The organism is Streptomyces sp. NBC_01261 (assembly GCF_036226385.1).
Taxonomy (GTDB): domain Bacteria; phylum Actinomycetota; class Actinomycetes; order Streptomycetales; family Streptomycetaceae; genus Streptomyces.
The window spans coordinates 4,913,268-4,933,729 of sequence record NZ_CP108463.1; the positions used below are offsets into that span (position 1 = coordinate 4,913,268).

The 20,462-nt window shown below is 67.2% G+C and carries 23 protein-coding genes; 1 reads left to right on the forward strand and 22 read right to left on the reverse strand.

The genetic code is table 11. From position 1 onward, the window contains the following. Positions 1–4: 4 nt before the first annotated feature. The 14 genes from rplE to rpsJ form a co-directional block, all read right to left on the reverse strand. Entirely contained in the window at positions 5–562 is a 558-nt protein-coding gene (rplE, locus tag OG226_RS21390) for a 50S ribosomal protein L5 (protein ID WP_328680109.1), read from the reverse strand. Further along, entirely contained in the window at positions 562–885 is a 324-nt protein-coding gene (gene rplX / locus OG226_RS21395) for a 50S ribosomal protein L24 (RefSeq protein WP_019055522.1), read from the reverse strand. Before rplX ends, rplE begins: the two co-directional genes overlap by 1 nt. 2 nt (positions 886–887) lie before the next feature. Next, complete coding sequence (gene rplN, locus OG226_RS21400; protein WP_003998823.1) at positions 888–1,256, reverse strand: 50S ribosomal protein L14; 369 nt, start codon at positions 1,254–1,256, stop codon at positions 888–890. Between the two features lie 126 nt (positions 1,257–1,382). After that, a complete protein-coding gene (gene rpsQ / locus OG226_RS21405; protein ID WP_019055521.1) occupies positions 1,383–1,670 on the reverse strand; it encodes a 30S ribosomal protein S17 in 288 nt (95 codons plus the stop codon). Beyond that, the gene (gene rpmC, locus OG226_RS21410) at positions 1,670–1,894 is read right to left on the reverse strand and encodes a 50S ribosomal protein L29 (protein WP_005481220.1); all 225 of its coding nucleotides are present in this window, start codon (positions 1,892–1,894) and stop codon (positions 1,670–1,672) included. Before rpmC ends, rpsQ begins: the two co-directional genes overlap by 1 nt. Continuing rightward, positions 1,894–2,313 (reverse strand): 50S ribosomal protein L16, encoded by a 420-nt coding sequence (rplP, locus tag OG226_RS21415; RefSeq protein WP_010986348.1) that lies wholly within the window; start codon positions 2,311–2,313, stop codon positions 1,894–1,896. The genes rpmC and rplP overlap by 1 nt, the downstream gene beginning before the upstream one ends. Before the next feature lie 5 nt (positions 2,314–2,318). Further along, positions 2,319–3,179: a 30S ribosomal protein S3 gene (gene rpsC, locus OG226_RS21420; protein WP_327401913.1), complete on the reverse strand. Its 861-nt coding sequence runs from the start codon at positions 3,177–3,179 to the stop codon at positions 2,319–2,321. After that, positions 3,179–3,526 carry a 50S ribosomal protein L22 gene (gene rplV, locus OG226_RS21425; RefSeq protein ID WP_006604878.1) on the reverse strand — a complete coding sequence of 116 codons (348 nt, stop codon included), beginning with the start codon at positions 3,524–3,526 and terminating at the stop codon, positions 3,179–3,181. The genes rpsC and rplV overlap by 1 nt, the downstream gene beginning before the upstream one ends. Before the next feature lie 40 nt (positions 3,527–3,566). Beyond that, positions 3,567–3,848 (reverse strand): 30S ribosomal protein S19, encoded by a 282-nt coding sequence (gene rpsS, locus OG226_RS21430; RefSeq protein ID WP_328680113.1) that lies wholly within the window; start codon positions 3,846–3,848, stop codon positions 3,567–3,569. 12 nt (positions 3,849–3,860) lie between these two features. Continuing rightward, a complete protein-coding gene (gene rplB / locus OG226_RS21435) occupies positions 3,861–4,697 on the reverse strand; it encodes a 50S ribosomal protein L2 (protein ID WP_327401914.1) in 837 nt (278 codons plus the stop codon). Positions 4,698–4,735: 38 nt separating this feature from the next. Beyond that, positions 4,736–5,155 (reverse strand): 50S ribosomal protein L23, encoded by a 420-nt coding sequence (rplW, locus tag OG226_RS21440; RefSeq protein ID WP_200681734.1) that lies wholly within the window; start codon positions 5,153–5,155, stop codon positions 4,736–4,738. Then, entirely contained in the window at positions 5,155–5,811 is a 657-nt protein-coding gene (gene rplD, locus OG226_RS21445; protein WP_328680117.1) for a 50S ribosomal protein L4, read from the reverse strand. Before rplD ends, rplW begins: the two co-directional genes overlap by 1 nt. 1 nt (position 5,812) lies before the next feature. Beyond that, positions 5,813–6,457: a 50S ribosomal protein L3 gene (rplC, locus tag OG226_RS21450; RefSeq protein WP_328680119.1), complete on the reverse strand. Its 645-nt coding sequence runs from the start codon at positions 6,455–6,457 to the stop codon at positions 5,813–5,815. A 17-nt stretch (positions 6,458–6,474) separates the two neighbouring features. Further along, positions 6,475–6,783 (reverse strand): 30S ribosomal protein S10, encoded by a 309-nt coding sequence (gene rpsJ / locus OG226_RS21455; protein ID WP_003948644.1) that lies wholly within the window; start codon positions 6,781–6,783, stop codon positions 6,475–6,477. Positions 6,784–7,357: 574 nt separating this feature from the next. Between rpsJ and OG226_RS21460 the strand changes: the two genes are divergently transcribed. Then, entirely contained in the window at positions 7,358–8,755 is a 1,398-nt protein-coding gene (locus OG226_RS21460; protein WP_329349735.1) for a S41 family peptidase, read from the forward strand. Between the two features lie 15 nt (positions 8,756–8,770). On the opposite strand, the gene OG226_RS21465 is transcribed toward OG226_RS21460, so the two are convergent. The 8 genes from OG226_RS21465 to rpsL form a co-directional block, all read right to left on the reverse strand. Further along, a complete protein-coding gene (locus tag OG226_RS21465; RefSeq protein ID WP_329349736.1) occupies positions 8,771–9,295 on the reverse strand; it encodes a hypothetical protein in 525 nt (174 codons plus the stop codon). Next, positions 9,292–11,307 (reverse strand): hypothetical protein, encoded by a 2,016-nt coding sequence (locus OG226_RS21470; RefSeq protein ID WP_329349737.1) that lies wholly within the window; start codon positions 11,305–11,307, stop codon positions 9,292–9,294. The genes OG226_RS21465 and OG226_RS21470 overlap by 4 nt, the downstream gene beginning before the upstream one ends. Positions 11,308–11,448: 141 nt before the next feature. Further along, positions 11,449–11,808 (reverse strand): hypothetical protein, encoded by a 360-nt coding sequence (locus OG226_RS21475; protein ID WP_328680124.1) that lies wholly within the window; start codon positions 11,806–11,808, stop codon positions 11,449–11,451. A 90-nt stretch (positions 11,809–11,898) separates the two neighbouring features. Further along, a complete protein-coding gene (locus OG226_RS21480) occupies positions 11,899–15,000 on the reverse strand; it encodes a glycosyl hydrolase 115 family protein (RefSeq protein WP_329349738.1) in 3,102 nt (1,033 codons plus the stop codon). Positions 15,001–15,193: 193 nt separating this feature from the next. Further along, positions 15,194–16,387 (reverse strand): elongation factor Tu, encoded by a 1,194-nt coding sequence (gene tuf, locus OG226_RS21485; RefSeq protein ID WP_019055493.1) that lies wholly within the window; start codon positions 16,385–16,387, stop codon positions 15,194–15,196. Positions 16,388–16,530: 143 nt separating this feature from the next. Beyond that, positions 16,531–18,660 (reverse strand): elongation factor G, encoded by a 2,130-nt coding sequence (fusA, locus tag OG226_RS21490; protein ID WP_328680126.1) that lies wholly within the window; start codon positions 18,658–18,660, stop codon positions 16,531–16,533. A gap of 39 nt (positions 18,661–18,699) precedes the next feature. Beyond that, positions 18,700–19,170, reverse strand: coding sequence for a 30S ribosomal protein S7 (rpsG, locus tag OG226_RS21495; protein WP_005481264.1), 471 nt, complete (start codon positions 19,168–19,170; stop codon positions 18,700–18,702). A gap of 3 nt (positions 19,171–19,173) precedes the next feature. Continuing rightward, positions 19,174–19,545, reverse strand: coding sequence for a 30S ribosomal protein S12 (rpsL, locus tag OG226_RS21500; protein WP_003948652.1), 372 nt, complete (start codon positions 19,543–19,545; stop codon positions 19,174–19,176). Positions 19,546–20,462: the final 917 nt, after the last annotated feature.

Sequence of the window (20,462 nt, forward strand, 5' to 3'; positions counted from 1 at the left end):
TCGCTTACGCCTCCTTGAAGGGGAAGCCGAGGTGACGGAGAAGGGCACGGCCTTCGGCGTCGTTGGTCGCCGTGGTCACCACGGTGATGTCCATACCCCGGACGCGGTCGATCTTGTCCTGGTCGATCTCGTGGAACATGACCTGCTCGGTGAGACCGAAGGTGTAGTTGCCACGACCGTCGAACTGCTTGGGAGACAGACCGCGGAAGTCGCGGATGCGCGGAAGCGCGAGCGACAGGGTGCGGTCCAGGAACTCCCACATGCGGTCGCCACGGAGCGTGACGTGGGCACCGATCGGCTGACCCTCGCGCAGCTTGAACTGCGCGATGGACTTGCGGGCCTTGGTGATGGCCGGCTTCTGACCGGTGATCGTGGTCAGGTCACGGACGGCACCGTCCATGAGCTTGGAGTCACGGGCGGCGTCGCCGACACCCATGTTCACCACGATCTTGACGAGGCCGGGGATCTGCATGACGTTCTCGTAGGAGAACTCCTCACGCAGCTTGCCCGCGATCTCGTCGCGGTACTTCGTCTTGAGACGCGGGCTGGTGGTGGTAGTCATCAGATGTCCTCACCCGTCCGCTTGGCAACGCGAACCTTGTTGCCCTCGTCGTCGAAGCGGTAACCGACACGCGTGACAACCTTGTTGCCGTCCTTCTCAACGACCAGCTGGACGTTGGAGACGTGGACGGGCGCCTCGGTCGTGACGATGCCGCCGGCCTGCGAACCCTTGGCGGTGGGGCCGGCCTTGGTGTGCTTCTTGACCCGGTTGACACCCTCGACCAGGACGCGGTCCTCGCGGGGGTAGGCCGCAATGACCTTGCCCTGCTTGCCCTTGTCCTTGCCGGTGATGACCTGAACCGTGTCACCCTTCTTGATCTTCATGCTTACAGCACCTCCGGAGCCAGCGAGATGATCTTCATGAACTTCTTCTCGCGCAGCTCGCGCCCGACCGGGCCGAAGATGCGGGTGCCGCGAGGGTCGCCGTCGTTCTTCAGAATGACGGCGGCGTTCTCGTCGAAGCGGATGTACGAGCCGTCCGGACGGCGGCGCTCCTTCACGGTGCGAACGATGACCGCCTTGACGACGTCACCCTTCTTCACGTTGCCACCGGGGATCGCGTCCTTGACGGTGGCGACGATGACGTCACCGATGCCCGCGTAGCGGCGACCGGAGCCACCGAGCACACGGATGCAAAGGATTTCCTTCGCACCAGTGTTGTCGGCGACGCGCAGTCGCGACTCCTGCTGGATCACGTCTATCTCCTGATCGTCTGCCGGTTCCCCGGGGGCCGTTCAGAGAACGGCCCCCGGAGCCTGGCGGAACTGACCTGCGGGTTTGCCCACAGGCCGCATTCATTGGAATTCCCTTGCGGGAATTACCTACTTGGCCTTTTCGAGGATCTCGACGATGCGCCAGCGCTTCGTCGAGGACAGCGGACGCGTCTCCATCAGGAGGACGCGGTCGCCGACGCCAGCGGCGTTCTGCTCGTCATGGGCCTTGAGCTTGTTCGTACGGCGGATGACCTTGCCGTACAGCGCGTGCTTCACGCGGTCCTCGACGGCGACGACGACGGTCTTGTCCATCTTGTCGCTGACGACGAGACCCTCACGGGTCTTGCGGAAGCCGCGGCTCGCGGTCTGCTCTTCAGTCACGTTGCTCTCGCTCATCAGGCGCTCTCCACCGTCTCGATGCCCAGCTCGCGCTCACGCATCAGGGTGTAGATCCGCGCGATGTCCTTCCGGACGGCCTTGAGCCGACCGTGGTTCTCGAGCTGACCGGTCGCCGCCTGGAAGCGGAGGTTGAACAGCTCTTCCTTGGCTTCGCGGAGCTTGTTGAGAAGCTCCTCGTCACCCAGTTCGCGCAGCTCGGACGCCTTGGTACCGGCCGACATCACGCTTCACCTGCCTCGCGCTTGACGATCCGGCACTTCATCGGCAGCTTGTGCGCTGCGCGAGTGAGGGCCTCACGGGCGATCTTCTCGTTGGGGTAGGACAGCTCGAACATGACCCGGCCCGGGTGCACGTTCGCGATCCACCACTCGGGAGAACCCTTACCGGAACCCATGCGGGTCTCGGCGGGCTTCTTCGTGAGCGGGCGGTCCGGGTAGATGTTGATCCAGACCTTGCCGCCACGCTTGATGTGGCGGGTCATCGCGATACGGGCGGCCTCGATCTGGCGGTTCGTCACGTACGCCGGCGTGAGGGCCTGAATGCCGTACTCGCCGAACGAAACCTGCGTACCGCCCTTGGCCTGACCACGGCGCTTGGGGTGGTGCTGCTTGCGGTGCTTGACCCTACGGGGGATCAGCATTTCGGTCAGGCCTCCGTTCCACCGGTAGAAGAGGGCGCGGCCTCGACCGGAGCGGCAGCCGCCGGAGCCTCGGCCTTGGGGGCCTCGGCAGCGGGAGCGGCCTGCTGCGGCTTGCGGCCGCGGCCGCCACGCTCGCCACCGCGGCCACCGCCGCGGGCCGGGCGGTCGCCGCCCGGGCCGCCACCGCGAGCCGGGCGGTTACCCGCACGGGCAGCGGCGTTCTCGGCGCGGACCTCGGCGATGTTCTTGACGTCGCCCTTGTAGATCCAGACCTTCACACCGATACGGCCGAAGGTCGTCTTGGCCTCGAAGAAGCCGTAGTCGACGTTCGCGCGGAGCGTGTGCAGGGGCACGCGGCCCTCGCGGTAGAACTCCGAGCGGGACATCTCGGCGCCGCCGAGGCGACCGCCGCACTGGATCTTGATGCCCTTGGCGCCGGCCTTCATCGACGACTGCATGCTCTTACGCATGGCCCGACGGAAGGAGACGCGGGAGGAGAGCTGCTCGGCGACGGCCTGGGCGACCAGCTGGGCATCGAGCTCGGGGTTCTTGACCTCGAGGATGTTCAGCTGGACCTGCTTGCCGGTCAGCTTCTCCAGGTCGCCGCGGATGCGGTCGGCCTCGGCGCCGCGGCGGCCGATGACGATGCCCGGGCGAGCGGTGTGGATGTCCACACGCACGCGGTCACGGGTGCGCTCGATCTCCACCTTCGAGATGCCGGCGCGCTCCATGCCGGACGTCATCATCCGACGGATGGCGACGTCTTCCTTGACGTAGTCCTTGTACAGCTTGTCGGCGTACCACCGGGACTTGAAGTCCGTGGTGATGCCGAGCCGGAACCCGTGCGGGTTAACCTTCTGGCCCATTACCGGGTTCCTTCCTTGCTGCTGACGACCACGGTGATGTGGCTGGTCCGCTTGCGGATCCGGTAGGCACGGCCCTGGGCACGCGGCCGGAACCGCTTCAGGGTCGGACCCTCGTCGACGTAGGCCTCGGAGATGACGAGGCTGCCGGCGTCGGTGTGGTCGTAGTTGTGCGCGGCGTTGGCAATGGCGCTGTCAAGCACCTTGCCGACCGGCACGCTCGCGGCCTGCGGGGCGAAACGCAGGACCGCCTGAGCCTCCGTGGCATCCATGCCACGGATGAGGTCCACCACGCGGCGGGCCTTCATGGGCGTGACGCGGATGTACCGCGCCTGGGCCCTGGCTTCCATGGTTGTCCCTTCAGTGTTTGTCATGGTCAGTCACCCCGCGCTAGCGGCGCTTCGACTTCCGGTCGTCCTTGACGTGACCCCGGAAGGTGCGCGTCGGCGAGAACTCGCCGAGCTTGTGGCCGACCATCGACTCGGTGACAAACACCGGGATGTGGATCTTGCCATTGTGCACCGCGATCGTGTGGCCGAGCATGGCCGGGACGATCATCGAGCGGCGGGACCAGGTCTTGATGACGTTCTTGGAGCCGGCCTCGTTCTGTACGTCCACCTTCTTGATGAGGTGGCCGTCGACGAAGGGCCCCTTCTTGAGACTGCGCGGCATCTAAACCCGCTCCTAGCGCTTCTTGTTCGTCTTGCGGCGGCGGACGATGTACTTGCTCGATGCCTTCTTCGGCGAGCGAGTACGACCCTCCTTCTGACCCCACGGGGAGACCGGGTGGCGACCACCGGAGGTCTTGCCCTCACCACCACCGTGCGGGTGGTCGACCGGGTTCATCGCAACACCGCGGACGGACGGGCGGACGCCCAGCCAGCGCTTGCGGCCTGCCTTGCCCCAGTTGATGTTGCTCTGCTCGGCGTTGCCGACCTCGCCGACCGTGGCGCGGCAGCGCTGGTCGACCAGGCGGATCTCACCGGAGGGCATGCGGAGGTGGGCCATGGTGCCCTCCTTCGCGAGCAGCTGCACCGAGGCACCGGCGGAGCGGGCGAACTTGGCGCCGCCACCGGGACGGAGCTCGATCGCGTGGATCGTGGTACCGACCGGGATGTTGCGGAGCGCCAGGTTGTTGCCCGGCTTGATGTCGGCCCCGGGACCGTTCTCGACGCGGTCGCCCTGCGACAGGTTGCGGGGGGCGAGGATGTAGCGCTTCTCGCCGTCCGCGTAGTGCAGCAGCGCGATGCGCGCGGTGCGGTTGGGGTCGTACTCGATGTGCGCGACCTTCGCCGGCACGCCGTCCTTGTCATGGCGACGGAAGTCGATGACGCGGTAGGCGCGCTTGTGTCCGCCACCCTGGTGGCGAACGGTCACACGACCGGAATTGTTACGGCCGCCCTTGCTGTGCAGGGGGCGAACCAGCGACTTCTCCGGCGTGGACCGCGTGACCTCGACGAAGTCGGCGACGCTGGAGCCACGGCGGCCCGGCGTAGTCGGCTTGTACTTGCGGATTCCCATTTCTCAGTCCTCGTCCGATATCGGACGATCCGACCCGCTTACGCGGCCGGACCGCCGAAGATGTCGATACGGTCGCCCTCAGCGAGGGTCACGATCGCGCGCTTGGAGCCCGCGCGCTGACCGAAACCGGTCTTGGTGCGCTTGCGCTTGCCCTGGCGGTTGATCGTGTTGACCCCGGTGACCTTGACCGAGAAGACCGCCTGGACGGCCTGCTTGATCTGGGTCTTGTTGGCGCCCGGGGCCACGATGAAGGTGTACTTGCCCTCGTCGAGGAGCGCGTAGCTCTTCTCCGAGACGACCGGCTTCAGCAGCACGTCACGGGGGTCCGTGAACGACTTGCTGATCGGCGTCTCGACGGTGTTCTTGCCCTCGGTCTCGTGGCGCTTCGCCTTGGCGATGCGCGCGACCTTCTTGGCCTTGGCGGCCTTCGAGGCGATGCTCGGGTGACGCGTAGCCATCAGGCTTCGCTCCCTTCGGTGTCAGCGGCCTGGGGGCCAGACACGAAGGACTCGAAAGCGGCCTGGGTGAAGACCACGTCGTCCGAGACGAGAACGTCGTACGTGTTCAGCTGGCCCGGCTCCAGGATGTGGACCTGGGGCAGGTTGCGCGCGGAAAGCAGCGCGGCCTCGTCGGAGCGCTCGATGACCAGGAGCACGTTCTTGCGCTCGCTGACCTTGCCGAGGAAGCTCCGGGCGGCCTTGGTGGAGGGGGTCTCGCCCTCGATCACGCCGGTGATGACGTGGATGCGAGCGTTGCGGGCCCGGTCGGTGAGGGCGTGGCGCAGGGCCGCGGCCTTCATCTTCTTCGGGGTCCGCTGCGAGTAGTCGCGCGGCGTCGGGCCGTGCACGACACCACCGCCGGCGAACTGCGGGGCGCGGGTCGAACCCTGACGGGCGCGGCCGGTGCCCTTCTGGCGGTACGGCTTCCTACCGCCACCGCGGACCTCGCCACGACGCTTGACCTTGTGCGTGCCCTGACGGGCGGCGGCCAGCTGTGCGACGACGACCTGGTGAAGCAGCGGAATGCTGATCTTCTCTACGTCGAAGATCTCGGCCGGGAGCTCAACGGTCCCGGCGTTGTCGCCGGAGGGCGACAGAATGTCAATGGTGCTCATGTCAGGCCCCCTTGGCGGCGGTACGGACCAGGACGAGGCCGCCGTTCGGACCGGGGATGGCTCCCTTGATGAGGAGCAGTCCCTTCTCCGCGTCGACAGCGTGAACGGTCAGGTTCTGGGTGGTGACCCGCTCATTGCCCATACGGCCCGCCATGCGCATGCCCTTGAAGACACGGCCAGGGGTGGCACAGCCACCGATGGAGCCGGGAGAGCGGTGCTTGCGCTGGACACCGTGGCCGGCGCCGAGGCCACGGAAGTTGTGACGCTTCATGACACCGGCGAAGCCCTTGCCCTTGCTCTTGCCGGTCACGTCCACCTTGACGCCGGCCTCGAAGGTCGCGGCGGTGATCTCCTGGCCGAGGGTGTACTCGCTGGCACCAGCGGTACGGATCTCGACGAGGTGACGACGGGGAGTGACGTCGGCCTTGGCGAAGTGACCCTTGAGGGGCTTGTTCACCTTGCGCGGGTCGATCTCGCCGAAGGCGATCTGGACCGACTCGTAGCCGTCGGAGTCATTCGTACGGACCTGGGTCACGACGTTGGGGCCGGCCTTGACGACGGTGACGGGAACAACACGGTTGTTCTCGTCCCACACCTGCGTCATGCCGAGCTTCTCGCCCAGGATGCCCTTGATCTGCTTAGCCATCTTCAGCTCACCGGCCCCTAGAGCTTGATCTCGATGTCGACACCGGCCGGGAGGTCGAGTCGCATCAGAGAGTCAACGGTCTTGGGGGTGGGGTCGAGGATGTCGATCAGGCGCTTGTGCGTGCGCATCTCGAAGTGCTCGCGCGAGTCCTTGTACTTGTGCGGCGACTTGATGACGCAGTACACGTTCTTCTCAGTGGGCAGCGGCACCGGGCCCGCGACCGACGCACCAGTGCGCGTCACCGTCTCGACGATCTTCTTCGCCGAGGAATCGATGACCTCGTGGTCGTAGGCCTTGAGCCGGATGCGGATCTTCTGTCCCGCCATGGCTACTCAGTAGTCCTGTCTCTAGTAACGCTCTGCACCCCGGTAAGTCCTTCTGCTCTCTGCGATTCCTCCGACCCACGCGGTCGGGTGTGTCGCGCTCTCACCGACACAGAAGTCCTATATACGGAACTTCCCTACTGGGAAAGCACGGCCCTTCCGGAACCGCAAGCCGAGGGCGAAGAAGCCCACCGGGTGCCTGGCCGGCGCCGCACTGACACTTCCCGAAAGATTCCCGTACGTCCGCCCCAGCGCTGCCCGTAAGGCAGTTGGGACGACGAGTACCGTGGGACTCGCTTCCGGTCCTCCCGACGGGAGGCGCGCAGCATCAACACTCGACCGAGCAACTCCGACAGTCTGCCATATGGCGCAGGCGGCTGGCCAATCGGGGCGTAGAGATTACCCCTGGAGTGACGTAGGTCAAACACATGCTCCCGGCGCGCACCCACGACGGCCGCCGACCGGGGGTTTCCCTCACCCCGATGCGCGGGTGTGCCGGATGGCGGGGGTGACGGGCTGGCGGCCAGGGTGATGAGGCACACAGATGTGCGCTGTCACGTCACGGGGAGAACAGAACGTGCGTATCACCACCGCGTCCACCGCCGCCGCCCTGACCCTGCTCCTCACCGCGGGACTCGCGGCACCGGCCGCGGCCTCCCGCGGCCCTGGCCGGCCCTCCGTCGACGGCTTCTGGCGCATGGACGGCTACGGCACGGTCGTCGCCGTCGGCCACGGGACCTATCAGGAGTACCAGACCACCGCCGTGAGCTGTGTGAAGGGCGACACCGCCCGGCGGACGGGCCCGGGGACGTACACGGTGGGCGGCGATGTCCTGACGGTGCGGCTGGGCGGGGACGGGAACCGCGCGTCGGTCGCGACGGCCAGTTCGGCGGGCCACAAGCAGCTCCACCGGATCAGTTCCCTCCCGGCGGGCTGCGCCAGGCAGCCGCCGAAAGACCCCCTGACCTCCTTCGACGTCTTCTGGCGGTCCTTCGAGGAGAACTACCCCTTCTTCGCGGCCAAGGGCGTCGACTGGCGGGCGGTGCGGGCCGAATACCGCCCTCAGGTGCACGCGGACACGACCAGGGCGGAACTGTTCGACATCTTCAGCCGGATGGTGCGTCCGCTGCACGACGCGCACGTCGCGGTCCAGGACGGCGACCAGGTGTTCGCAGTCGGCCGCCCCGGCACGGAGCCGCCGAGTCCCGAACTGGACGCCAGGACAAAGGAGTTCATCGAGCGGCATGACCTGGCGGGCGCCACGTACCACCGGGACTTCGCCAACGCCCGCATCACGTACGCGGATCTGCGGGGCGACGGCGGCCACCTGGGCTACCTCCGCATCTCCGGCTTCGGCGGCTACCTGCCGCAGGAGCATGCCTCGTACGCGTCCCAACTGGCCGAGCTGGACCGGGCGTTGAACACGATCCTCACGTCGGAGCGGGTGAGCCGGCTGCACGGCCTGATCATCGACGTACGGATCAACGGCGGCGGCTCCGACGCGATGGGCCTCCACATCGCGTCCCGCCTGACGGACACCCCGTACATCGCCTACGCCAAGCGCGCCCGCGACGACCCGAAGAACCCGGCCCACCACACCCGCCCCGAACCGGTCCCGGTGCTCCCGGCCCACGCCCCCCGCTACACCGGCCCGATCGCGGTACTGACCGGCGGCTCGACGGTGAGCGCGGGCGAGACCTTCACCCAGGCCCTGATGAACCGCCCCGGCGAAACCCTCCGCATCGGCCAGCCCACCCAGGGCGTCTTCTCGGACACCCTGACCCGCCGCCTCCCGAACGGCATGGCGGCGTGGCTCCCGAACGAGGAGTTCCTGACCCACTCGGGCCATACGTTCGACGGCACCGGGATTCCGCCGCGGGTGCGGGTGCCGGTGTTCACGGAGGAGGAGTTCGCGGCGGGGCGGGATTCTGGGTTCCGGAGGGCGGTTGGGGTGCTGGGGGATCACCGGGCCTGAAGGTCTGGAACAACGTCACTTACACCCCAAGGTCTTGAGCGTCGCCGGGAAGTAGGCCCGCATGAACCTCTCGATGTCCTTGCGGTGGGTCTGGTCCATCAGTTTGATTTGGGGGACTTGGAGGGTGAGGGTGAAGTATTTGCCACCGTTGGTCTTGCACCGGTCGATCGAGATGGCCCCGTCGGTGCCGACGATCGACTTGTAGCCGAGGTTGATACTCTGCGGTTCCGTGACGCGGGAAATCGACCCAGAACCCGTCGCCAAGTACATAAGGTCCGTTGCCGTGTCGTCCCACGAGAAACGGAACTCAAGGACGGGGTCGTGCTCTGACAAAAGGATGCAGGGTGCGGTGATTGCATCGGAGCGATCGACTCGGTTGTACTCGTGGAACTCCTTCGTGGACGTCACAAGCAGCCGAGTGAGAGCGGGATCGATGGGAGTCCCGCAAATCGCCTTCGGAACCTCGTGATATGTGGAACTACCGCAGGACATCACAAGGATGGACAGCAACAACACGACCAGGATCCGGCGAGCGTTCATGTGGCTTGCTCTCCGGACATTCCAGTGGCGTGCGCCATCCCGTCTCGGGCGGCCCTACCGATCTCCTCTTTGGCGTTGTAGTACGGATTACCGTCCAACTGATGAGTCTTCTTCCACTCGTTCGCGAGGGCCATCAGCTGGCCGTTCCGCCTGGTGTACGCCTGGATGTTGTCCTCCGCCTGCTTGCTGTCCAGACGCCGCTGCTCATCAGCCAGCCACTGGTCCGTCACATAGTCGAACCCCGTCTGCACATCACCGCTAACCACGGGGATGTAACTGATCGCCTTGTCAAAGAACGGCTTGGTCTCGAACTCGGCCACCTTCGGATCCCCCGCAGCCTGCACCCGCGCCTCCTCCAGGAACCCCACGGTCCGGCCGGCCCCGCTCAGGGAATCGGCCGAGTGCGAGTGGTCGTTGTGAATGGCTGACACCATCGCCTGGTTCATCCCACCGTTCAAAACCCCATACGCACCCTCATCCTTGGACACCTGCTTCGCAACCTCGAAAAGCCGATGCTGATCCAAGGGGGAATTAGCGACATCGACCTCGCTCATAGCCGCATGCACCGCATCCCCATGATTGACAAGCACGTTGGCCATCGGCCTCCGCAACGACGGCGGAAAATCATCCCCACTGTCCGCCAAATACGTGAGCGCCGACTTGAACACCGCATCGTGCGTCGCCCGATCCCCCACCCGAACCCCACCCGGATCCGCCGGATCGATCCCCGTCGCCCCCGCCTGCAACGCCGCCCCGAATCCAGCCCGATCGTCCCCGTCCAATCGCGGCACATAGTGCCCGCCCTTGGAAACCCCCTCGTCGTTCAGGGTGACATTCCAGTCCCGGTCCTTCATGAGGTACTTCATGTGGGCGTCGGAATGGAGATACCGCGCCGCCCCCGCCGGATCACGGCTCATGATGCCGAGCATGCCGTCGACGGGGTCATTGGCGAACCAACCGCCACGCGCCCCGGCATACGTGCCCTTCACCTGCCAGATCCCGGGGTGTTTCTTCTCCGCGGCGATCATGTCGTCGGTGAGGTCCTCGACCATCGCCGGGGCGTAACCGTGGCCCTTCTGCATCAGCGTGACGAGGGACTGGTAGCCGACGGCCTTGTCCAGGTGAAGGCCCTGGGCGTCCGTGGCGTAGTGCGCGAGGCCCGCGTGCCGCATGGCCGTGCGCCACTTCCGGTACCAGTCCGACTTCGTGTGCTTCGTGGCCGTGGCGAGGGTGTTCGCCAGGCCCGTCTCGATCGACGAGTACGTGCCCGCGCCCGCGCCGCCCTGTACGTGGATGCGGTCGTTCAGTTCGTTCGTGAGCTTGAGCGTGCCGGTGGGGCCGAGGTCGTCCAGGACCATCCGCGAGAAACCCTCGTCCTCACTGTTGTCGCGGAATGAGCGTTGCAGTTCGGTGAGTTGAGTTGTCGTCAACTCCGCACCCCGGTTCAGTTTTTGGAGGTACCGCTCCGTCTCCTCGGCCTCGTACGCCTCGATGTCGCCCAGCGCCCTGCCGTTGAACCCCCGTCCGCCGGCCAGCAGTTCGGAGTCGATCACCACCGCCGCCAGCGCGACCCGGACGCCCGTGTCCGCGTCCGTGACATCGCGTACCGCCTTGTTGATCCCGTCCTGCCACGGCTGTGCGGCATGGGGAGCGGCGGGGGTGTCCGGCTGGTCCGAACTCGGGCTCACCACGCCGGACTCCGAGACCCGCATGCCCGCCCGGACCGCGTCCCACCGTGCCGCCACCACCCGGCCCCGTAACTCCACGAACCGGTCGTGCGCGTCCCGCAGCAGCGCCGCGATCCCCTTGGCCTCGGTCTGCGCGTACTGGAACTCCTTGAGCGTGACGTCGAAGCGGGCGTTCGCCGCGTCGGCGCTGAGCCCGGTCCACGACGTGCCCATGGAAATGCCGTGCACATCCCGCCGGTACGCCGTCTCCTGCTTCTCGAACTCACCCGCCATGCCCTCCCAGCGCTCGGCCGCGGTGGTCAGCGCGGCGAGGTCGGTGGTCATGATCTCGTGATACGTCGGCATATGCCCAGTTGCCCCAATAGCTCCGCTGACCCAATAACTTCGCTGACCCCAACGCCCGTTGGCCCGCTGACCCGAAGGCCCGTTGGCCCGTTGGCCAGTCGGCCCGCTCGCCCGCTCGCCTCAGAACGTGTCCAGCGCGGACCGCTCCCGCAACGTCGACCCCACCGCCAGATCCGTGCTCGTCAGCACCGCGTTCCCGCTCCGCAACGCGTCCCGCTCCGCGCCCAGCCGGTCCATCAGGTTCTTCACCTGGTCCGCCCACGCCCCGTGTGCCTTCTTCAGGGCCGCCGACGTCACCCACCCGTCCCCGTCCCTCGCGGCGAACTCCCGTACGGCAGCACCGTTCTCGTCGTCCGCCCACCGCCCCGCCGCGCGCGTGCCGGGTTCGATGTGATCCTCGATCGCCCGCGCCGCCGCCCGTTTCTCACCCGGGGAGGAAGCCAGGTCCCGCCGCGCCGAGACCCCTGGCGTACTCGGCACCCCCGAAACGTCCAGCACATCCGGCACGCCACCCAGCCCACCCGAAACGCCCGTCACGCCCACCCGTAACCCTCCGCCCTCCGCCGCGCGTTACACCCGCCGGCTCTCCAACGGCCCCAGGTACAGCGCCGGCAGACCCCCCGTGTCGATCACGAGCCGCTGCAGCACCACCGTCGGGTCCACCATCCAGAACTTCAACCGGTGGACCCCGGCCTTCGTCACGGAGTGTTTCGTCGCCGTCGCGTTGACGTTGTCGGAGGTGTGGCGGGCCCACACCGCGTTCAACAACCCGTCATCTGCGCCGACGTTGATGTCGACGGTCTCGATCGGCCCGCCGTCGACGGAGACGCCGTAGCGCAGACCGCCGGTCGGCAACGCAGGGTTACGAGGGGACAGGTACGCCCACACCGTCACCTCCCCAGCCGCCAGAAGACTCACCTCGTACTCCAGTCGCGGCGAATGCACCCCACCCGGCGTCTGCCTGGGCAGCGTCACCGGCCACGGCGTCATCCCCGCCCCGGTCCACCCCGTACGACCCGTACGACCCGTACGACCAATGCCGTCGATACGACGCCACCCGCCGACCGCCCGGTCGTAGTGCTCCCCGTCGATCGCCACGTAACCGCCCGCCTCCACGAAGCCCCGCAGTCCCCGCCCCGACGGCCGCTCGGCGACACAGCCGACGGTGACCGATCCCCCGGCACCGGTCACCGTCAGCTCCCCCTCGGCGCGCCCGACCGGCACCCGCGCCCAGTCCACCCCGACCTCCACCCGCACCTGCCGCTCGACCCGCCCCCGCGGCCGATCCAGCACCAGCCACGGCACCGACACCTCGATCCGGTAATCGAAGGCCGTGCGCCCCCGGTTGAACACCTCGACGAACTGCTGCGGCCGTGTCTGATACGGACTGAACGCGGGGAGTACGGCCGCCACCCCCGCCGCACCCCCCGGCCACCACGCCCCCGACTCCGACCCCGCTGCACCGTCCACCGCCACCCCGAGGTCCGCGGCCCCCGGTACCCCGATCCGCCGCACCGCCGGGAACAACACGTCCGGCAACGCCACGTTGTCCTTCTCCGGCTGCTGCCACCCGGCGTTGGGCCCGTACCGCTCCACATCCCCGTAGTCGATGTGCGGCTGCGTCTGGAAACCGGCCCATTTCCCGCCCGCCACCGCCGAGTTGAAACGTTCGGCCAGTGCGAGGTCCCGCTCCAGCCCCGCCTCCGCCGCATCCGCGAGGTCGTTCGTCGCGGCCCGGCCCTGCGCCGCGTAGAGCAGGTTCGTGAACTCGGCCGACCGCAGCCCGTACAGGTTGGCGGTGGCCTGCACCTCGTACCCGACGAGTTCGAACCACGCGTCCCGCACCCCGGCCGGCAGCCGCCGCCCGATCCGCTCGGCCCGGCGCGCCAACTCCCGCCACTCCTCCGTGACCCGCTCCAACTCCCGGTGCCCGAAGGCGAATGGGGTCTGCTGATCGTCGTAGAGCACCTGGCCGTCGACGAGAGTGATCCGCCGGTTCAGCAACTCCGGCTTGCGGCGGGCCTGCAACTGCCCGTACGCCGCCAGCACCGAGGCGATCTCCTGCGACTGACCCGCCCCGAAGTTCTGCCGCGCGTAACGGAGTTCCCAGCCCGGAAGCGCGTCGGCATCCCAACCCTCAGGGTTCCAGGCGTAGTTGAGGAAGAACTCGGTCGGCAGCTCGTTCCCCTTCAGGTCGCCCACGTTCGCGACCCACAACCCGCGATTGCCGTACGCGTACGCCGCGTGCAGCTGCTCCCACACGTTCCGCAGGTTCGCCGTGTCCACCCACTTGTAGTTCCGTCCGGCGCCCACGTAGTCGAAGTGGTAGTAGAGGCCGTAGCCTCCGACGCGCCCAGGCTCCGCCGCATCCGGATGCTTGCGGACGTTGCCCCAGTTGTCGTCCGTGAGGACCACTGTCACGTCGTCCGGCGCCCGCAACCCCCGGTCCCAGTACCGCTGGACCTCCTTGTACAACGTCCACACCTGCGGGGTCTCCGCCGCCGGCCGACCCGTCACCTCCTCGATGATCTGCCGCTGCGCCGCGATGATCTCCTGCATCAGCTCGATGCCGTCACCGTCCGGCAGGCTCGTGTCGCCGTTCCCGCGCATGCCGAGCGTGACGACGCCCTCGAAGCCCTGGTCGACCATCCGCTGCACCCCGGCCCGCCAATAGGCCCGTATCGCCGGGGAGTTGAGCCGGTACGACCACTCCCCCGTGCCGCCGTACGGATCGTGCCCCGGCGTTACGATCGCGCCGGAGGAGTCCCGGACGGCGGCGACCGCATGCCGGTTCCACTCCTCGATCCCCCGCATCATCGGCGCCTCGTGCGACGTGCCCATGACAATCCCGTACTCCGCGGCCCGCCGGTGGTTCTCCGGGTCGTCCTCCGCGAAGGCCCGCCCCCACACCGCCGGCCAGAGGTAGTTCCCCTTCAGCCGCAGCAGCACCTCGAAGACCCGGCCGTAGAAGTCCGCGGTGAAGCCGCCCGGATACCCCGCCGCCTTGCCCGGCCCGAAGTAGGCCGGCGCCCACGTCCCCAGCGCCGGGTTCTCGTCGTTGATGAAGAAGCCCCGGTACTTCACCACCGGCGTCCCCTGCGAGTACCGCCCGGGCCGCACCCACACCTCGTCGCGATGCGTCGGCGGCACGTCGTCCCACCAGTGCCAGGGCGAGACCCCGATGCCGTACGACACGTCGTACGCGCCGAAGATCGTGCCGCGCGGGTCGCTCCCCGCGACGACGAACGCCCGCTCCACACCCGGCATCGGCCGCTCGACCACCGTCTGCAGCGAGGTCTCCCACCGGCCCCGCACCCCGGACACGTCCAGCTTCCCGGCTGCCACCAGGCCGTCGATCAGCGCGCTGCGCCCGATCGTGCCGACCAGCACCACCTCACGCGCCCGCGCGAGCGTGCTGCCGGGGCGGACGCCGGTGACGCGTTCGATGTCGTCCCTCAGGTCCCCTGCCACCCGTGCGACTCCGGGGTGATCGTCAGGGTCCACCACGACCGGGGCGCCGACGAGGGGGAAGGCACCCGTCGTACGCGAGAAGGAGATGTACGCACCCGCGTCCGCGGGCCCCGATGCCTTCGACGACCCCACCCCCGACAGCACCGGCACCGCGGCAACTCCCGCACCCAGAACGGCCCTTCGCCTGACGGACGCAGACATGGCACACCCCTCCACACCTAATTTGGTCAGCGGCATGACAAATGGTGGGGCGAGTGGAGGGAGGGAACAACGGGTCGTACGCGCCGAATAGTTTCGTAACAGCAGCCGGGGAACAGCAAAGGGGCCCGTACGACCGAAGTCGTACGGGCCCCTTCGAGACCTACCGGTCAGAGACCGGTCGGATCAGCCAAGACTACTTGTTGATCTTGGTGACCTGGCCGGCGCCCACCGTGCGACCACCCTCGCGGATGGCGAACTTCAGGCCCTCTTCCATGGCGACGGGCTGGATGAGCGAAACCGTCATCTCAGTGTTGTCGCCCGGCATGACCATCTCGGTGCCCTCGGGGAGGGTCACGACGCCGGTCACGTCCGTGGTGCGGAAGTAGAACTGGGGACGGTAGTTGTTGAAGAACGGCGTGTGACGGCCACCCTCGTCCTTGGACAGGATGTACGCCTGGGCCTCGAACTCCGTGTGCGGGGTGACCGAGCCGGGCTTGATGATGACCTGGCCGCGCTCGACGTCCTCGCGCTTGATGCCACGGAGGAGCAGGCCGACGTTCTCGCCCGCCTGGCCCTCGTCGAGCAGCTTGCGGAACATCTCGATGCCGGTGACCGTGGTGGTGGTCTTCTCCTGCTTGATGCCGATGATGTCAACGGTCTCGTTGACCTTCAGGACACCACGCTCGATACGGCCGGTGACGACCGTACCGCGACCGGTGATCGTGAAGACGTCCTCGACGGGCATGAGGAACGGCTTCTCGGTGTCACGCGGCGGGGTCGGGATCGCCTCGTCGACGGCGGCCATCAGGTCGAGGACCGTCTGACCCCACTCCTTGTCGCCCTCAAGGGCCTTGAGCGCCGAGACCTTGACGACCGGCAGGTCGTCGCCCGGGAACTCGTACTCGGAGAGGAGCTCACGGACCTCAAGCTCGACGAGCTCCAGGATCTCCTCGTCGTCCACCATGTCGGCCTTGTTCAGGGCGACGACGATGTACGGAACGCCGACCTGGCGGGCCAGGAGCACGTGCTCCTTGGTCTGCGGCATCGGGCCGTCGGTGGCCGCGACCACGAGGATCGCGCCGTCCATCTGCGCGGCACCCGTGATCATGTTCTTGATGTAGTCCGCGTGACCGGGGCAGTCGACGTGGGCGTAGTGACGCGTCTCGGTCTGGTACTCGACGTGCGCGATCGAGATCGTGATACCGCGCTGGCGCTCCTCAGGAGCCTTGTCGATCTGGTCGAAGGCCGAGGCCTCGTTCAGGTCCGGGTACGCGTCGTGCAGCACCTTGGTAATGGCGGCCGTGAGGGTCGTCTTACCGTGGTCGATGTGACCGATGGTGCCGATGTTGACGTGCGGCTTAGTCCGCTCGAACTTTGCCTTCGCCACTGGGGTCCTCCTGCGGAGTGGTTCTGGTACGCCTTACTCATCGGCGCCAGGTGATCTTTGCTGGGATGCCGCCCGCCGGGGTCTGCCCTCCCGGGTGAGCCCCGGCGGTCGGTGTCAAGCCTAAAGCGTGCAAACGGTGTGTGTTACTCGCCCTTGGCCTTCGCGATGATCTCCTCGGCGACGTTCCGGGGAACCTCGGCGTAGGAGTCGAACTGCATCGAGTAGCTTGCGCGACCCGAGGTCTTGCTGCGGAGGTCGCCGACGTAGCCGAACATCTCCGAGAGGGGCACGAGGCCCTTCACGACACGTGCACCGGCACGCTCCTCCATGGCCTGGATCTGGCCACGGCGGGAGTTGATGTCGCCGATGACCTCGCCCATGTAGTCCTCGGGCGTGGTGACCTCGACGGCCATCATCGGCTCAAGGAGCACGGGGGACGCCTTGCGCGCGGCCTCCTTGAAGGCCTGCGATCCGGCGATCTTGAAGGCGAGCTCGGAGGAGTCGACCTCGTGGTAGGCACCGTCGAGAAGCGTGACGCGGACGCCCGTCATCTCGTAGCCGGCCAGGATGCCGAACTGCATGGCCTCCTGCGCACCGGCGTCCACCGACGGGATGTACTCCCGCGGGATACGGCCACCGGTGACCTTGTTCACGAACTCGTACGCCGGGCCGTCCGACTCGGTGATCGGCTCGATCGCGATCTGCACCTTGGCGAACTGACCGGTACCACCGGTCTGCTTCTTGTGGGTGTAGTCCACGCGCTCGACGGCCTTACGGATCGTCTCACGGTACGCGACCTGCGGCTTGCCGACGTTGGCCTCGACCTTGAACTCGCGCTTCATACGGTCGACCAGCACCTCAAGGTGCAGCTCGCCCATACCGCCGAGGATGGTCTGGCCGGTCTCCTCGTCCGAGTGAACGTGGAAGGAGGGGTCCTCCTCCGCGAGACGCTGGATGGCAATACCCAGCTTCTCCTGGTCACCCTTGGACTTGGGCTCGATGGCGACCTGGATGACCGGCGCCGGGAAGTCCATGGACTCCAGGATGACCGGGTTCTTGTCGTCGCACAGCGTCTCACCGGTGGTGGTCTGCTTCAGGCCCATGACGGCGACGATGTCGCCGGCGCCCACCGCCTCGATCTCCTCACGCTTGTTCGCGTGCATGCGGTAGATCTTGCCGATGCGCTCCTTCTTGCCCTTGACGGAGTTCAGCACCGCGGTGCCAGTCTCCAGGCGGCCCGAGTAGACCCGGACGAAGGTGAGCTTGCCCAGGTGCGGGTCGCTCATGATCTTGAACGCGAGCGCGGACAGCGGCTCGTCCACGGACGGCTTGCGCTTGACGACGACCTCGGGGTCCTTGACGTCGTGGCCTTCGATGGCCTCGACGTCCAGGGGAGTCGGCAGGTAGCGCACGACCGCGTCGAGCAGGGGCTGGACGCCCTTGTTCTTGAACGCGGTGCCACAGAACACCGGGGTGACCGTGATGCCGTTGGACTTGCCGGACGCGATGGTGACGCGACGGATCGCGGCGTACAGCTGCTCCTCGGTGGGCTCGATGCCCTCCAGGAACAGCTCCATGATGTCGTCGTCGTTCTCCGCGACGGCCTCGACCAGCTTGCCGCGGTACTCCTCGGCGGCCTCGGCGTGCGTGGCCGGGATGTCGACGACGTCGTACATCTCGCCCTTGGCGGCCTCGGCGGACCACACGAGCGCCTTCATGCGGACCAGGTCCACAACGCCCTTGAAGTCCATCTCGGCACCGATCGGAAGCTGCATGATCAGCGGTACCGCACCGAGGCGGTCCTTGATCATGTCGACGCAGCGGTGGAACTCCGCGCCGGTCCGGTCGAGCTTGTTGACGAAGCAGATGCGGGGCACGCCGTAACGGTCGGCCTGACGCCACACCGTCTCGGACTGCGGCTCGACACCGGCGACACCGTCGAACACCGTGACGGCACCGTCGAGGACGCGCAGCGAACGCTCCACCTCGACGGTGAAGTCGACGTGCCCCGGGGTGTCGATGATGTTGATGGTGTAGTCGTCGTCCTCAAGCGGCCAGTGACAGGTGGTGGCAGCAGAGGTGATCGTGATGCCACGCTCCTGCTCCTGCTCCATCCAGTCCATGGTGGCGGCGCCGTCGTGGACTTCACCGATCTTGTAGCTGACGCCGGTGTAGAAGAGGATCCGCTCAGTGGTGGTCGTCTTGCCCGCGTCGATGTGAGCCATGATCCCGATGTTGCGGACCCTGGCCAGGTCAAGTGAAGTGGTAGCCATAAGGCTTCGGTCTTCTCTCGGTCTCGTCGTGGGTAGCGACTACCAGCGGTAGTGCGCGAAGGCCTTGTTGGACTCGGCCATCTTGTGGGTGTCCTCGCGCTTCTTGACGGCCGCACCGAGGCCGTTCGAAGCGTCCAGAAGCTCGTTGAGCAGACGCTCGGTCATGGTCTTCTCGCGACGGGCGCGGGAGTAACCGACCAGCCAGCGCAGCGCGAGCGTGTTGGCGCGACCGGGCTTGACCTCGATCGGAACCTGGTACGTCGCACCGCCGACGCGGCGGGACTTGACCTCAAGCGTGGGCTTGATGTTCTCCAGCGCGCGCTTCAGCGTGATGACCGGGTCGTTGCTGGTCTTCTCGCGCAGGCCCTCCATGGCGCCGTACACGATGCGCTCGGCGGTGGAGCGCTTGCCGTTCAGCAGCACCTTGTTGATCAGGGAGGTGACAAGAGGAGAACCGTAGACCGGGTCGATGATGACCGGGCGCTTCGGGGCGGGGCCCTTACGAGGCATTTTCTACTTCTCCTTCTTGGCGCCGTAGCGGCTGCGGGCCTGCTTGCGGTTCTTGACACCCTGGGTGTCAAGCGAACCGCGGATGATCTTGTAGCGAACACCGGGCAGGTCCTTCACACGACCGCCACGCACGAGCACGATGGAGTGCTCCTGCAGGTTGTGTCCCTCACCCGGAATGTAAGCGGTGACTTCGATCCCGCTGGTCAGACGCACACGCGCGACCTTACGCAGGGCCGAGTTCGGCTTCTTCGGGGTGGTCGTGAACACACGCGTGCAGACGCCACGACGCTGGGGCGAACCCTCAAGCGCGGGCGTCTTGTTCTTCTCGACCTTGTCCTGCCGGCCCTTCCGGACCAGCTGCTGGATCGTAGGCACTACTTCTCCGGTTTCTGTGTGCCGATGGTGAAGCTAACCTGGAACGTCGCCGACCCACGCGGTCGGGTGTGTCGAATCCCGCAGACTTTCGCCGGTGAGCAAAAGGGGCGCAGATTGCGGTGGCCAGTGTCGGCTCCCTTAGTGCGGTTCAAGGCACGCACGGGAGCCAGGGCACACCCCAGGCACAAGGTAGGAGCGTACCTACCTCATTCGCTGCGGTCAAAACAAATGGGTCCCACCCACGGCTCAGCACGGGCGACGCCGAAGCCGGGCGCCGTCCGCGATCTTCGAATCTACGGCGGATAGGGGGTGGTCCGGAGACGGGGGTGGGGGATTCCTGCGGGGCGGGGCTCTCGAAGCTGCGGGGCGGAGGGCGGGGAGGGGCGAGGCCCGCGGAGCTGCGGCGCAAAGGCCTCGGATCCACGGCACGGGCCGCTCGGGTCTACGGCGGGGGCCTCGGATCTGCAGCACGGGCCGCTCGGGCCTACGGCGGGCGGGGTCCTCGGATCTGCGGCACGGGAACTCGGGCCCACGGCGGGCGGGGGCCTCGGATCAGCAGCACAAGGACTCGGGCCCACGGCGGGCGAGGTCCTCGGATCAGCAGCACGAGGACTCGGGCCCACGGCGGGCGAGATCCTCACATCAGCAGCACGAGGACTCGGGCCCACGGCGGGCGAGGTCCTCACATCAGCAGCACGAGGACTCGGGCCCACGGAGTAGCGGGCTCGGAACTTCGACGCGGGGTCCTCGGGCCTACAGCGCGAGGCACTTCGGATCTGCGGCGTGGGGTCATCAGACCGAACCCGCAGACCGACCCCTCGGACAGTGCCCTCAGCTGGAGACCCCAACCGGAGTCCCCTGACGGAACCTCGGCCGGAGCCCCCAGGTCACCCTCAGCCGGAGCACCCCTCCCGGTC